Here is a 13,420-nt window from a genome sequence, read left to right as displayed (position 1 = left end):
GGAAATGGCAGCGAGATGACGGGGCGGTTTGAATTGCAGAATGACACCTTTACCGATTGGATGGCGCGGCTCGCTATGAGCGCCATTTTCGTGCTCCGCAACCGGTCGTCGATGCGCCCTTCGAGCCGAGTTTAGCGGGCCAGCAGCTCACAGGTACGCTCTTGCGACTTGGGACGCTCGGCCTGCTGGAACTCGGCCTCATCGCCGCAGCGGTGTAATTGCTGTGTCTGGACGAGTCCGCTGCTGTCCCAGGCACAGCCCTCAGGCCGCAATCCGCCGCTGCGCCCAGCTCGCCGAGGCAAACAACCCAAACCCCAGCGCGATGCCCAGCGCATCGGCCAGCAGGTCGGCGTATTCGGCGAAGCGGTAGCCGCTCAGCGCTTGCAGGATTTCGATGCCGATGCCGTAGGCGCACAGGCCTGCGGCCAGCAGCAGCGCCTGTTGTGGAAAGGACCAGCGACCAAGCAGGGTCAGTATGCAGAAGGCCAGCACATGGTTGCCCTTGTCCCAACCGGTGCTGAGGCGCGGATCGGGATCGTTGAGCAGGGAAAGGACCAGGACCGAGATCAGGCAAATCAAGAAGGCCAGGCGCCAGAGCCAGCGGGGAATCAGGGCTAACAACTGCATGCGAATGGTCAATCCTTGAACAAATAGAGGTGAGGGCCGCGTAATGCCGTCCGGTCTTCTTCCGACCTGCGCTAGAAAACTCAGCGACCTTTGACCGTGCGGCCGTCCACGTCGCCCGCCTTGAGCATGATCTGGTATTCCTTGCCGTCGGTTTCCACCTGATGCAGGCGCACCAGCAGGTAGTTCCAGTCCTTGGCGAACCACATGGTGGTCTTGCGGCGGCTCTTGGTGGGGTCGCGCACGCGCTCGACCTTAAGGGCATCGACAATACCGGCGCGGGTGCGCACCGCTTCTTCGCCGAGGACGCGAAAGTCATAGGTCTCGACGTCGTCGCCGTCGAGAACCTGGTAACTCATGCTGGTCTTGCCGTCGGCAACGTCATACTGCAGGGCGAGCTGATAAGTGGATTTGTCCAGCAGGCCCCGATTGAGCGGCACGCGCAGCGGCTTGCCGCGTTCGCTGCCCAGTACTTGTCTGCTGCTCCAGTCGAAGTCGTGCTCGATTTCCTTGCTCTTGCCCAGACCGCTGCGGCGGTACTGGTAGGTCAGGGGCTGGAGGCTGTTATTGGTCACGCGAAAGGTGCTGTCCTCGGTCAGGCTAGCCACCAGCATGGAGGCCTTGAAACGCAGTTTCCAGGTGTCGTCCTGTTGCTGGACGAGGCTGCGCTCAGCCGAGCCGCTGACCGGTACTTGCTTGAAGTCAGCCGTGTAGCTGGCCGAAAAAGGCTGCAGTTCGAAGCCTTGTGCGGGCAGGCAGAACAAGGCACTCACCAGCAAAAGGACTCGATGCATTACCAGTTCTCCTAGGCTCGAATCAGCGTGCCGCACGCCGGCAGGGGCACGCCGTCCAGCATTGCGCTATCGCCATCCAGTTGCAAGCGACCCTCTGCGAACCAGCGCATGGCCAGAGGATAGATGCGGTGTTCGAGCTGATGCACACGCATCGCCAGGCTTTGCGCGGTGTCGCCTGGGGTGACGGCGGTTACGGCCTGTACGACCAATGCCCCGCCATCGAGTTCCTCGGTAACGAAATGCACGCTGCAGCCATGTTCGGCGTCGCCCGCTTCTAGAACGCGCGTGTGAGTGTCCAATCCCTTGTACTTGGGAAGCAGCGAAGGGTGGATGTTCAGCAGGCGGCCTTGGTAATGACGCACGAAGCCGGGCGTGAGAATGCGCATGAAGCCGGCCAATATCACCAGGTTCGGTGCGTAGGCATCAATGGCTTGGATGAGCGCTGAATCGAAGGCTTCTCGATCGGCGAACCCTTTGTGATCCAGCACGGCGGTGGGAATGCCCGCCTGGGCGGCACGGGTCAGGCCGTAGGCATCGGCGCGGTTGGAAATCACCGCGCTGATGCGCGCCGGGGTATCCCCGGCGGCGAGGCTGTCGATCAGCGCCTGCAGGTTGCTGCCGCTGCCGGAAATCAGCACCACGACATTGCAGGGTGCGCCCATCAGTGTTGTTTCAGGTTGTTCAGCACGACACGTTCGGCTGCGCCGGCTGCCGCATTGATCTGGCCGATCACCCAGGGCTGTTCGCCGCTGGCGCGCAGGTGGGCGAGAACGGTCTCGACCTGATCCTGCGCCACGCAGATGACCATGCCGACGCCGCAGTTGAGGACGCGATGCATCTCGTGCTCGTCGACGTTGCCTTGTTGCTGCAGCCAGTCGAACACCGCCGGGCGGGTCCAGCTGGCGGCATCGACCACCGCCTGGGCGCCTTCGGGCAGCACGCGGGGAATGTTGTCCAGCAGGCCGCCGCCGGTGATGTGCGCCATGGCCTTCACCGCGCCGGTGTCCTTGATCAGCGCCAGCAGCGGCTTGACGTAGATGCGCGTCGGCGCCATCAGCAGCTCGCTGAGCGCTGTGCCGTCCAGTTGGATGGTTTCGATGTCGGCGCCGGAGACTTCGAGGATCTTGCGGATCAGCGAGTAGCCATTGGAGTGCGGGCCGGAAGAGGGCAGTGCGATCAGCGCATCGCCAGCAGCGACTTTCGAGCCGTCAATGATTTCGCTTTTTTCCACCACGCCCACGCAGAAGCCGGCCAAGTCGTAGTCTTCACCTTCATACATACCGGGCATTTCGGCGGTTTCGCCGCCTACCAGCGAGCAGCCGGCCAGTTCGCAGCCCATGCCAATGCCGGTCACTACAGTGGCCGCCACATCGACGTTGAGTTTGCCGGTGGCGTAGTAGTCGAGGAAGAACAGCGGCTCGGCACCGCAGACCACCAAGTCGTTGACGCACATGGCCACCAGGTCCTGGCCGATGCTGTCGTGCTTGTTCAGGTTCAGCGCCAGGCGCAGCTTGGTGCCGACGCCGTCAGTGCCCGAAACCAGGACCGGTTGCTTGTAGCCGGCAGGGATTTCACACAGGGCGCCGAAGCCGCCCAGACCGCCCATCACCTCAGGACGTGCAGTGCGTTTGGCTACGCCCTTGATGCGCTCGACCAGCGCTTCGCCCGCGTCGATGTCGACTCCGGCGTCCTTGTAGCTAATGGAGGGTTGCTTGCTCATAAAATCCGGCCTTTTGGGGAGAGTGCGTAGGGGCGAGCGGGCCTGTGGCCTGTTTGGCGGGTTCAGTTAGTCAACTTCGACGAAGTTGAGTTAACCAACCAACCGCACAGGCGACTGGGGGCGCATCGCGAAGGCGCGCGATTTTATCAGGCTTGCCGGTCAGCGGCCATTCCCGCGCGGATGCAGTTGCCGTCTGGTGAGTGGCTGTTTAAGGTATGGCACTTTCATATCGCGGTGGAAGCCGCTTATTTCGGGAATTTTTCATGAGCCTGATAGCCCGCCTGTTGGTCATGTGTTGTATGTCGTTGCTCTCTCTGGCCAGCCTTGCCGCGCCCGTGAACGGCTTGTATCAGGTACGTGAAGCGGTGCTCGGCCAGCAGGCTGTGGAGCGCGAGCAGGTGCTGCGTCAGGCTCTGGATACCTTGGTGATGCGCCTGTCGGGTGATCCCGCTGCGCTGGAAAATCCCGCTGTCATTGCCTTGCGCGAGAAGCCGCAGCGCTTGATCAGCCAATATGCCTATGACGGCAACATGCTGGTGGTGGATTTTGATCCGGCCACCAGCATGCAGGCCTTGCGTGATGCCGGGTTGCCACTATGGGGCGCCGACCGACCCGCCGTGTTGGTGTGGTGGCTGAACGAGTCCGCCAGGGGCAGTCTGTTAGTGGGTGATACCCAGGAAAGTTCGGCGTTGTTGCGCCGCGCTGCTCAGCACCGCGGACTGCCTGTGCGGGTGCCGCTGGCGGATTTGTCCGAACAGTGGGTCGGCACACCGTCAGCCTTGAGTGGCAAGAATCTTTCGGCCTTGCGTGACGCCTCTGCCCGCTACGCCGCGGACGTGCTGTTGACGGTCTATGCCCGTCAAGCCAGAGGATCGCAGTGGCAGGCCCATTGGCGCTTGTGGCATGGCGAGCAGTTGCTACAGGGGCAAGTGGTCGGGGCCAACCCCGCCGTATTGAACGACGCCGTGTTATTGGCAGTGCAGCAGGCGCTGGCGCCGCTTTTCGTGGTTCGTCCCGGCGGTGAAGAAGTGCTTACGCTGGTGGTGAGTAATGTTGATCTGCCGCGCTATGCCGAACTCGAGCGACTCCTGGAGCCTTTTGCTCCGCGTCTGCTGCGCGCCGATGGCAAGGTATTGACCTATCGGCTTAAGGCCAGCGCCGAGCAGTTGCGGGCTCAACTGGCGCTGGCTCGCCTGCAAGAACTGCCTGCGGCGGCGGTGCAGGGCGACGGCGTGATAACGGAAGCACGCGCTTCGGTGCTGCGCTTTCACTAACCAATAATTGATTGCTGCTGTTCCGGTTCTTGCCTGTATTCTGCTGGGCTTGCGCAAGTCTTTGATTTTATTTGAGTAGACTTGCGTTGTATGGCTCTGGGGTGGGGTATACACTTTTTGCACTTCCCACTGGAGCGCCCTCGCGGCTTCAAGGAGCCTTCAGGCCCGGCATGAAACCAGTTCAGCTTCCTCTTGGCGTGCGTCTGCGCGACGACGCCACCTTTGCCAATTACTACCCCGGTGCCAACGCGGCCGCTGTTGGGTATGTCGAACGTCTCTGCGAAGCCGAAGCCGGCTGGGCTGAAAGTCTCATTTATCTATGGGGAAGCGCAGGGGTTGGGCGCAGCCATCTGCTGCAGGCTGCTTGCCTGCGTCTCGAACAGAACGGTGAACCTGCGCTGTATCTGCCGCTTGGGGAAGTCGCGGAGCTAGGCCCAGAGATTCTCGACAATCTGGAAAGCTATGAGCTGATTTGTCTGGATGATCTGGATGCGATCGCCGGGCGTGCGGAGTGGGAAGAAGCTCTTTTCCATCTGTTCAACCGCTTGCGCGATTCCGGTCGACGCCTGTTGCTCTCGGCTTCCGCCTCGCCACGCGAGTTGGCGGTGAAACTGCCGGACTTGCAGTCGCGGCTGTCCCTGTCGCTGGTCTTTCAACTCCAGGAACTCTCCGACGAAGATAAGCTGCGTGCGCTGCAGTTGCGCGCCTCGCGCCGAGGCCTGCATCTGACCGATGAGGTGGGCCGCTTCATTCTCACCCGGGGCGCACGCAGCATGAGTGCCCTATTCGAGCTGCTTGAGCAACTGGACCAGGCCTCCCTGCAGGCCCAGCGCAAGCTGACCATTCCCTTCCTCAAGGAAACCTTGGGCTGGTAAACCTTGGTAACTCGTCGGGTGGACAACCGTTTTTTAGTTGTCCACCAGGCAGCGAGGGGGTGAATGCCATACGACATCCACCCATGGGCACTCTTTCCTTATTCTCCCGCCAGCTTGCGGTCGTACTGGAATCTCCAGCGGGTGTAGTACATGGCGCTGCAAAACAGCAGCAGGCTGAGTAGCGCTTCGACCCAGCCGTACAGGCTGCGGGCCGGGTCAGTGGCCGCCAAGACACCCTGGATGAAGTAGATATTCACCACAAAGCACAACCAGGCGTGGGCGCGGGCGCTGCCCATCAGGATGCCTGGGGCAAGCAATACGAGCGGCAGCAGCACAATGCTCAGCACCACCCAGGGGCGAGCGCCATGCAGATCGGCAAAGAAGCCGTTCCAGATGCCAATCAGCAGCGCCAGGGCCAAAAAGCTGAGCAGGCTGATAGCGCGGGTGACGGCCAGGCGTGGCTTGAGCCATGCAAGGGACGGCAAGGGCTTGGGCGTTTTAGCCACGGGAGTTCTCCAGGCTGCGGGCAGTGTTCGCCAGGCGCTGGCCAAGGGCACGGCACAGGGCAATTTCATGTTCGTCCAGGGCGCGTTTGGCATCCGCGCCGGCATGGTGGCTCGGGCCATAGGGCGTGCCGCCGCCGCGGGTGTCGATCAGGGCGGACTCGCTGTAGGGCAGACCACAGATCAGCATGCCGTGGTGCAGCAGCGGCATCATCATCGATAGCAGGGTGGTTTCCTGGCCGCCATGCAGGCTGGCAGTGGAGGTGAACACGCCCGCCGGCTTGCCGACCAGGCCGCCAGTCAGCCACAGGCTGTTGGTGCCATCGAGGAAGTACTTCAGTGGTGCGGCCATGTTGCCGAAGCGAGTTGGGCTGCCCAGGGCAAGACCGGCACAGTTCTTCAGGTCATCGAGGGTGGCATAGAGAGCGCCCTCCTCGGGAATGCTTGGCGCGATCGCTTCGCATTCAGTGGACACCGCTGGCACGGTACGCAGACGGGCTTCCAGGCCGGCCTGTTCCACGCCGCGGGCGATATGCCGGGCCATGTTGGCAGTGGCGCCGTGGCGGCTGTAATACAGCACCAGAATGTAGGGCGTGCTCATGCCAGGATCTCCAGAACGTTCTCTGGCGGACGACCGACCACCGCCTTGTCGCCAGCCACCAGAATCGGGCGTTCGATCAGCTTTGGATGGGACGCCATGGCCTCGATCAGCTGCGCTTCTGTCAGAGTGGCATCTGCCAGGTTGAGCGTCTTGTATTCATCTTCACCGGTGCGCAGCAACTGCCGGGCATTGAAGCCGAGCTTGGCAAGCAGCGCCTGCAGTTCGGTGGAGCTGGGTGGGGTTTCCAGGTAGCGCACCACGGTCGGGGTGAGGCCGCGGGCTTCGAGCAGTTCCAGAGCGCCACGTGATTTCGAGCAGCGCGGATTGTGGTACAGGATCAATTCGGTCATGGCAGGTCGCTTCCGGCGTAAGGTGGCGGGTATTCTACCCATCTGGACGCGGGGCTGAAGGCTCTGGTGTGCCATTCGGGCTGCAGCGTGGCGCGTAGTTCGGCTTCTGACAAATAATCGCGCGCAGGCGGGTACCCAATTTCAAGGAGACGGCATGCGTCAACGGTTGTTGGATATCGGAGAGTTCTGGAACTTTCTCTGGCAGCGCTTTCTGACCGACCGCGGGCCGAACAGCGCGGCGGCACTGACCTATACCACGCTGTTCGCCGTAGTGCCGATGATGACGGTGACCTTCGCCATGCTCTCGGTTGTACCGGCGTTTCGTGAGGTGGGAGAAAGCCTGCAGGCCTTTGTCTTTCGCAATTTCGTGCCTTCCACCGGCGCTACTCTGTTGGCCTATCTGCAGGGCTTCAGTATCCAGGCCCGCCAGCTTACTTGGCTGGGCGTGGCTTTTTTGATGGTCACCGCGCTGTTGATGATGCTGACCATTGAAAAAGCCTTCAACACCATTTGGCGGGTGCGCCAGCCACGCCGGGGTGTGAGCAGTTTCCTGATCTACTGGGCGATTCTGAGCCTGGGGCCGTTGCTGTTGGGGGCCGGCTTTGCGATCAGTACCTACATCGCCTCGCTCTCGCTGCTCTCCGGACCGGATGCCTTGTTCGGGGTGGGCGGGCTGTTTCGCCTCGCGCCGTTGCTGCTCGGCGTGGCCGCGTTCACCTTGTTGTATGCGGTGGTGCCCAATACCCGCGTGCCGTTGCGCCATGCTTTCTTGGGTGGGGTGTTCTGCGCACTGCTGTTCGAGGCGGCGAAAAAGCTGTTCAGCTTGTATGTCAGCCTGTTCCCTGCGTATCAGCTGATTTATGGCGCCTTCGCCACGGTGCCGCTGTTTCTGCTGTGGATCTATGTGTCCTGGCTGATCGTGCTGTTTGGCGCCGAATTGACCTGCAACCTGTCGTCGACCAAGGCCTGGCGGGCGCGCCCTTTGCCGCGCCTGCTGGCGACGTTGGGTATTTTGCGTGTGCTGCAGGAACGCCAGCGGCAGGGGACCACGCTGCGCTTTTTGGACGTACGCAAGGAGGGCTGGCCGCTGCCGGAAGAGGAATGGCATGAGGTGCTGGCTTTCCTGCACAGTGAAAAGCTCGTCTGCCGCACTGGCGGGAATGCCTGGGTGCTAAGCCGCGACCTGCATCATTACCAGCTGCATACTCTGATCAGCCGCAGTCCCTGGCCATTGCCGGCACTGGAACGACTGCCGGAACACTTGCCCGAGCCCTGGTACCCGGCCCTGCTGGAGGATCTGGGAGCGCTTCAGGCAGAGCGAACGCGAATTTTCAGCGGCAACCTGGCCGATTGGTTACGCGGCTCCACGAACGGAGAAACGGAGAGGAACAAATGAGCGGATTGGCAAGAATCATTCTGGTGATTGTGCTCGGCTTGGGCCTGGTCGGTTGTGCCGACAGCGACCTGGGCTTCGATCAGCATGGCAAGGTCGTGCGTGCGGACAGCCTCAAGGGGCGGTGGCTGGTCGTCAACTACTGGGCGGAATGGTGCGCGCCGTGTCGCAAGGAGATTCCCGAGCTCAATGCCCTCGAGCAGCAATTGAACGGGCAGGGCGTGCGCATTCTGGGCGTCAATTTCGATGCCTTGCAAGGCGACTCGCTGCAGCAGGCCGCTGACAAGATGGGCATTGCCTTTACTGTGCTTGCCGACGACCCCGCAGCGCGCTACGACCTGCCACGCAGCAAGGTACTGCCGGTGACCTACATCATCGACGACCAGGGCCAGGTGCGAGAGCAATTGCTCGGCGAGCAGACTGCGCAGGGACTGACCGCACGGCTCCAGGCATTGCGAGCGCAATAGAGGGAGACCGCTATGCAAATCTGTCGGCACGTGAGGGTAAGCGGCAGGGTCCAGGGCGTGTACTACCGCCAGAGTGCCGCTGATCAGGCAGTGGCTTTGCAGGTGCGCGGCTGGGTGCGCAATCTGGACGATGGGCGCGTCGAGGCGATGCTCGAAGGTGAGGAGCACGCGGTGCTGAAACTGATCGAGTGGATGAAGCAAGGGCCGTCCGCAGCCCATGTGGATGCGGTGGAGGTTTCCGAGTCGGCCATGCAGGGCATGACGGGCTTTCACATTCGGCGCTGAACGCTGAACGTAGCGTAATCGCAAGCGGCGAGAGGTTATGGCGATACCGTGGAAAGGATCACGCCTCTACGTAGCATTTACTTCGCGCCACAAACAACGCGCCCGCGGCTGAAACCAGGCGCGGGCGCGATGAAGGATGGCGGTCGATCAGCGAATCAGGCTGAGGAACTCGCTGCGAGTTGCAGGGTTGCTGCGGAACTGGCCCAGCATCACCGACGTGACCATGGTGGAGTTCTGCTTCTCTACGCCACGCATCATCATGCACATGTGCTGGGCTTCGATGACCACCGCTACGCCGGCGGCATCGGTGATCGACTCGATGGCTTCGGCGATTTCGCGGGTGAGGTTTTCCTGGATCTGCAGGCGGCGCGCAAACATGTCGACGATGCGCGCAACCTTGGACAGCCCCAGTACCTTGCCATTGGGCATGTAGGCGACATGGGCCTTGCCAATGAACGGCAGGATGTGATGCTCGCACAGCGAATACAGCTCGATATTCTTGACCAGCACCATCTCGCTGTTGTCGGAGCTGAACAGCGCGCCGTTGGTGACCTCTTCAAGGGTCTGTTGATAGCCCTTGCAGAGAAACTGCATGGCTTTGGCGGCACGTTTGGGCGTATCGACCAGGCCTTCGCGGGTCACGTCCTCGCCGAGCTGGCCGAGGATCGCGGTGTAGCTTTGTTCCAGGGACATTTAACTACCTGTCAGAATTCATGGGGCGCGAGGGGCGAAGGGTAGGGGGTGTGGCAGCAAGCTGCAAGCCACAGTCCTCACCTTCAAGCGGAAAAGGCCCTGCGCAGGCCGCTCCGCACGTGGACGGGGACGCTATTCATCCCTGCCTTCGAGCATGGTGCGCTTGAGAATCACATACAGCGCACCGCAGCCCCCGTGCCTTGGCAGGCAGGAGGTGAAACCGAGTATCTGCGGATGCTGGCGCAGCCAGGTGTTGACGTGGCTCTTGATCAGCGGGCGCTTGCCATCCAGTCGGGCGGCCTTGCCGTGGGTCACACGCACGCAGCGGATTTCCAGTCGGGTGGCTTCGGCGAGGAAGTCCCAGAGAATTTCGCGGGCCTTTTCCACTGTCATGCCATGCAGGTCCAGACTGCCTTCGAAAGGAATCTGCCCCGCCTTGAGCTTGCGCATCTGGCCTTCCTGCACACCGTCGCGCGCCCAATAAAGCTCATCCTCGGCGCCGACGTCGATGACGAACTGATCGGACAGGCCGTCTACCTTGATGGCATCGGTGCGCTGAGTGGCATTTTCCCGGCGATGGGCGATCTGTTGGCGATCAGTCTTGGGTTTGCCCGTCTCGGCCTGGTCCACCTGAATGCGGCGCACACCCCGCATTTGCGTTTGGAACAGGGAAAAATCGTCGTCTTGCATGTGACCTCCTGAGGGAGGCAAGTGTAACGGAGACGGTGCCAGGTTCAGTCGCGCTTTTTCATCAGATGGGGCGAGAGGCTCAAGCCCTCCTTGAAGCGCAGGCGCTGGCGGCAGCGTCGCCAGATGATGATACCCAAGGCCAGTAGCACCAGTCCGACGATCAGCAAGCCCCAGGCATCGCCGCCGCTGTCGTTGAGCGAGCCCAGTGCAGGAGGTCGGCCCAGCAAGGTGGCGGTGCCAGCCATGGCGAGAAGGATGCCGAAGGCCGCAAACAGGGCGCCGAAGAAGCCGCCGAGACGCCAGCTCCAGAGGCGCTGGCGGCGCGGGCGAACACTGTTGGCCGTGAACCTCTCAGAAAATTTCATCCGGTATCGCTCCTGAAAATCCACCAGGCTGTGGCCCGTATGCTCCCTGGAGGTTCCCGGCGACGGTCTTTTGCGCGGGGCTGCGGCGGTTACATCACCGCTTGGGCATTCGGAACCACCATGGCGAAATTGTCGGCCAGGGCCGCCATTTCCATGCGGTGCAACTGATCCGCGCTCAGCGTGCCACTCTCATTAAGCGGGATGTCGCGAGTAGCGCAGGCTGTGTCCACTAATGTGCAACGATAACCATAGTCCTTGGCCGCTCGCACGGTTGTGCTCACGCTGGAATGGGTCATGAAACCGCAGACGATCAGGTCGAGATGGCCCAGGGCAATCAGCGTGTCATTCAGCTCGGTGCCGGCAAAGGCGTTCGGCAGCCGCTTTTCGACGATCAGCTCGTTAGGCAGTGGGGCGAGTTCGGGAAGAAAGTGGCCGCGGCGGGTTTGCGGATCAAGGAAGCTGCCCGGAGCACCGAGGTGACGAACGAAGACGATGGGCCGGTTCTGGGCGCGGGCTGCGCTCAGCAATCGTGCGATCTCTGCCATTGCCGGCGCCAGCCCCGGCAACGCCAGGACCCCGCTGCGGTATTCTTCCTGGGCATCGATGATCAGCAGTGTGGCGGCGCCCAGCATGGCGGGGGCATAGCCACGGCCGCTGAGTTGAAGCATGGTTTGCAGCTGGGACATGACGGAACTCCTGAAACACGATGTGGCACATTGTCGCCGCTTAGGTCGCAGTTGTGAAATGCGGGTAACGGCGCAGTGTGCCGTGATGTCATTTTGACGTCAAAAAGATCAAGGATAGTGGGGCAGTGGCGTCAGGCTTCGGCTAAACTACCGCGCCCATTTTAATCGGAGAAATTGCCGTGACCGCTCTACCCACTCGCCTGCGCAGTTTGCGCGATTATATCCGCTGGGCGGTCAGTCGTTTCCAGGCCGAGAATCTGTTCTTCGGTCATGGCGCCGACAATGCCTGGGATGAGGCGCGGCAGTTGGTGCTCGGCGCTCTGCATTTACCCTATGAAATAGCCGACAGCTATCTGGACTGCCGGTTGGAAGACGAAGAGGGCCAGCTGCTGCATGCGCTGATCCGGCGCCGAATTACTGAGCGTGTTCCGACGGCTTATCTGCTTGGCGAAGCCTGGTTTTACGGCTTGCCCTTCGTGGTCGATGAGCGGGTGCTGATCCCGCGTTCACCCATTGCTGAACTGATCGCGCAACAGTTCGAGCCCTGGTTGCCGGCTGTTCCGGCGCGCATTCTGGATCTGTGCACCGGTTCCGGCTGCATTGGCATCGCCTGCGCCACGGCCTTTCCGGAGGCCGAGGTGGTGCTCAGCGATGTGTCGTTTGCGGCCCTGGAAGTGGCCAACCTGAACATCGAACGACACGGCCTGGAAGAGCGGGTCTACACCGTGCAGGGGGACGGTTTCGAGGGGCTGCCCAAACAGCGTTTCGACCTGATCGTCTCCAACCCGCCGTACGTGGATGCCGAAGACTTCGCCGACATGCCCGCTGAATATCACCATGAGCCGGCTCTGGGCTTGGCCTGCGGCGATGATGGCCTGGATCTGGTGCGGCGCATGCTTGCCGAGGCGGCAGACCATTTGACCGAACAGGGCATTCTCGTGGTCGAAGTGGGCAACAGCCAGGTGCACGTCGAGGCGCTGTACCCCGAAGTGGACTTCACCTGGATGGAGTTCGAATACGGCGGCCACGGCGTGTTCCTGCTCGCCGCTGCGCAATGCCGCGAGCATCAGGAATTGTTCCGCAGCCGTTTGCGCGGTTGATCTGTACTCGACGGTCAGCCCGTGCGTAGGGTGGACAACCGCTGTTTGTTGTCCACCGAGGGGCGCGTGGGTGGATGTAAACGCGACATCCACCTGCAATAGCTTAAGGCTCAGGCAGGCTTCAGCGCGTCGCGATCCAGATCAGCAGGCCGGCTTGAAACAGGGCGAAGGCCACCAGACAGGTGACGGTAAAGCGCAGACCGCTGTCCTCGCGCTTCAGCCAGGTGATGCGTTCTTCCTGCTTGCGCAGGATGGCGTCCTGATCACGCATCTGTTGGTCGGCTTGCTCCAACATGCTGGCCGCATCGAGGGTATCGATGACCTGCACTTTCTCGGGGTTCCAGTCGGTCAGCAGATTACTCAACCGAGGGGCGTCGAAATGAGCCTTGAGCTGACCCTCATCCGGGTACACCACCTCGAAGCCCTGGCCGCGTAGAGCATGATCGCGACGTAGGCGGGCATCCTCGCTGAGCAAGTTCTTGTTGGGCAGGTCGCCGCCCTGAACCTGGTAATGCGCCCATTTGCCCTGTGCCCAGTCGATGCCCTGGGCCAGCAAAAAGCGGCCCAGGCCACGATTGGGCGGATCCATTTGCAGTCCGGCGTCCGGTGCGAAGCGGACTTCCTTCTGCACATGGTCAACCCAGACATCCAACTGGTTGTGGCCGTTGCGCACGGACTGCCCAGGCAGATCGACGCGCAGGCGCAACAGGCTTTCCTTGGGGCTGTTGCGCTCCAGACGGGAATATTGGGCAAAGCGCAGCGGGCGCACGCCTGTGGCGCGATCGACCGGCTGCGGAAACAGGCGGAGCAGGCGATGGGGTACCGGAGCCAGGTTGGCCCAAGGGTGTACCTGCGGCTGCGCCTCTTGCTCAGGGGCTTCGGATTCGGGAGGTGTTTCGGTCATCGGGGGGTCCACGGACTGTCTGCCAAGGGGTTATCGGCCGCAATTTCGGTCTCTGCAGTCTGTTATTGCGAATAACTGATGAGTCGCCCACGTTTT

The 13,420-nt window shown here is 61.7% G+C and carries 18 protein-coding genes; 6 read left to right on the top strand and 12 right to left on the bottom strand.

The window, feature by feature from the left end; all coding sequences use genetic code 11:
• Nucleotides 1-261: 261 nt before the first annotated feature.
• From ACTV8E_RS02705 to purM, 4 genes are all read right to left on the bottom strand, one after another.
• Nucleotides 262-627: a VanZ family protein gene (locus ACTV8E_RS02705; RefSeq protein WP_443198387.1), complete on the bottom strand. Its 366-nt coding sequence runs from the start codon at nt 625-627 to the stop codon at nt 262-264.
• An 80-nt stretch (nt 628-707) separates the two neighbouring features.
• On the bottom strand, nt 708-1,418 hold the full coding sequence (locus ACTV8E_RS02700; protein WP_443198386.1) for a DUF3108 domain-containing protein: 711 nt from the start codon (nt 1,416-1,418) through the stop codon (nt 708-710).
• Between the two features lie 11 nt (nt 1,419-1,429).
• The gene (gene purN / locus ACTV8E_RS02695; RefSeq protein WP_443198385.1) at nt 1,430-2,080 is read right to left on the bottom strand and encodes a phosphoribosylglycinamide formyltransferase; all 651 of its coding nucleotides are present in this window, start codon (nt 2,078-2,080) and stop codon (nt 1,430-1,432) included.
• Nucleotides 2,080-3,138: a phosphoribosylformylglycinamidine cyclo-ligase gene (purM, locus tag ACTV8E_RS02690; protein WP_443198384.1), complete on the bottom strand. Its 1,059-nt coding sequence runs from the start codon at nt 3,136-3,138 to the stop codon at nt 2,080-2,082. Before purM ends, purN begins: the two co-directional genes overlap by 1 nt.
• Before the next feature lie 263 nt (nt 3,139-3,401).
• On the opposite strand from purM, the gene ACTV8E_RS02685 reads away from it, so the two are divergent.
• Entirely contained in the window at nt 3,402-4,412 is a 1,011-nt protein-coding gene (locus tag ACTV8E_RS02685) for a DUF2066 domain-containing protein (protein ID WP_443198383.1), read from the top strand.
• Between the two features lie 170 nt (nt 4,413-4,582).
• Nucleotides 4,583-5,287: a DnaA regulatory inactivator Hda gene (hda, locus tag ACTV8E_RS02680; RefSeq protein ID WP_251837229.1), complete on the top strand. Its 705-nt coding sequence runs from the start codon at nt 4,583-4,585 to the stop codon at nt 5,285-5,287.
• A 98-nt stretch (nt 5,288-5,385) separates the two neighbouring features.
• Here the strand turns inward: hda and ACTV8E_RS02675 are convergent, their stop codons facing one another.
• Genes ACTV8E_RS02675 through arsC form a run of 3 tightly spaced genes read right to left on the bottom strand, consistent with a single transcriptional unit; the run spans nt 5,386 to nt 6,741 of the window.
• On the bottom strand, nt 5,386-5,793 hold the full coding sequence (locus ACTV8E_RS02675) for a DUF2069 domain-containing protein (RefSeq protein ID WP_251837230.1): 408 nt from the start codon (nt 5,791-5,793) through the stop codon (nt 5,386-5,388).
• The gene (gene wrbA / locus ACTV8E_RS02670; RefSeq protein WP_251837231.1) at nt 5,786-6,391 is read right to left on the bottom strand and encodes an NAD(P)H:quinone oxidoreductase; all 606 of its coding nucleotides are present in this window, start codon (nt 6,389-6,391) and stop codon (nt 5,786-5,788) included. The genes ACTV8E_RS02675 and wrbA overlap by 8 nt, the downstream gene beginning before the upstream one ends.
• Complete coding sequence (gene arsC / locus ACTV8E_RS02665; protein WP_443198382.1) at nt 6,388-6,741, bottom strand: arsenate reductase (glutaredoxin); 354 nt, start codon at nt 6,739-6,741, stop codon at nt 6,388-6,390. Before arsC ends, wrbA begins: the two co-directional genes overlap by 4 nt.
• Before the next feature lie 154 nt (nt 6,742-6,895).
• On the opposite strand from arsC, the gene ACTV8E_RS02660 reads away from it, so the two are divergent.
• From ACTV8E_RS02660 to ACTV8E_RS02650, 3 genes are read left to right on the top strand one after another with little or no spacing between them, the layout of a single operon-like run.
• On the top strand, nt 6,896-8,137 hold the full coding sequence (locus tag ACTV8E_RS02660; RefSeq protein ID WP_273535032.1) for a virulence factor BrkB family protein: 1,242 nt from the start codon (nt 6,896-6,898) through the stop codon (nt 8,135-8,137).
• Nucleotides 8,134-8,601 carry a TlpA disulfide reductase family protein gene (locus ACTV8E_RS02655; protein ID WP_443198381.1) on the top strand — a complete coding sequence of 156 codons (468 nt, stop codon included), beginning with the start codon at nt 8,134-8,136 and terminating at the stop codon, nt 8,599-8,601. The genes ACTV8E_RS02660 and ACTV8E_RS02655 overlap by 4 nt, the downstream gene beginning before the upstream one ends.
• Nucleotides 8,602-8,613: 12 nt before the next feature.
• Nucleotides 8,614-8,886, top strand: coding sequence for an acylphosphatase (locus ACTV8E_RS02650; RefSeq protein ID WP_251837235.1), 273 nt, complete (start codon nt 8,614-8,616; stop codon nt 8,884-8,886).
• A 147-nt stretch (nt 8,887-9,033) separates the two neighbouring features.
• On the opposite strand, the gene folE is transcribed toward ACTV8E_RS02650, so the two are convergent.
• The 4 genes from folE to ACTV8E_RS02630 all read right to left on the bottom strand — a co-directional run bounded on the left by folE (nt 9,034) and on the right by ACTV8E_RS02630 (nt 11,320).
• Nucleotides 9,034-9,579, bottom strand: a complete 546-nt coding sequence (gene folE / locus ACTV8E_RS02645) for a GTP cyclohydrolase I FolE (RefSeq protein WP_251837236.1) — start codon at nt 9,577-9,579, stop codon at nt 9,034-9,036.
• A gap of 132 nt (nt 9,580-9,711) precedes the next feature.
• Nucleotides 9,712-10,269, bottom strand: coding sequence for a Smr/MutS family protein (locus ACTV8E_RS02640; RefSeq protein WP_251837237.1), 558 nt, complete (start codon nt 10,267-10,269; stop codon nt 9,712-9,714).
• A 44-nt stretch (nt 10,270-10,313) separates the two neighbouring features.
• Nucleotides 10,314-10,634 carry a hypothetical protein gene (locus ACTV8E_RS02635; protein WP_443198380.1) on the bottom strand — a complete coding sequence of 107 codons (321 nt, stop codon included), beginning with the start codon at nt 10,632-10,634 and terminating at the stop codon, nt 10,314-10,316.
• 89 nt (nt 10,635-10,723) lie between these two features.
• The gene (locus ACTV8E_RS02630; protein ID WP_443198379.1) at nt 10,724-11,320 is read right to left on the bottom strand and encodes a cysteine hydrolase family protein; all 597 of its coding nucleotides are present in this window, start codon (nt 11,318-11,320) and stop codon (nt 10,724-10,726) included.
• 179 nt (nt 11,321-11,499) lie between these two features.
• Between ACTV8E_RS02630 and prmB the strand changes: the two genes are divergently transcribed.
• Complete coding sequence (gene prmB / locus ACTV8E_RS02625; protein WP_443198378.1) at nt 11,500-12,420, top strand: 50S ribosomal protein L3 N(5)-glutamine methyltransferase; 921 nt, start codon at nt 11,500-11,502, stop codon at nt 12,418-12,420.
• Between the two features lie 121 nt (nt 12,421-12,541).
• On the opposite strand, the gene ACTV8E_RS02620 is transcribed toward prmB, so the two are convergent.
• Complete coding sequence (locus ACTV8E_RS02620) at nt 12,542-13,324, bottom strand: hypothetical protein (RefSeq protein WP_443198377.1); 783 nt, start codon at nt 13,322-13,324, stop codon at nt 12,542-12,544.
• Between the last annotated feature and the right edge of the window lie 96 nt (nt 13,325-13,420).

This window comes from Pseudomonas sp. B392_1p (assembly GCF_052245235.1).
GTDB lineage: Bacteria > Pseudomonadota > Gammaproteobacteria > Pseudomonadales > Pseudomonadaceae > Serpens > Serpens gallinarum.
Note: the sequence above shows the minus strand (reverse complement) of the source record. Positions and strands in the feature narration are given on the sequence as shown.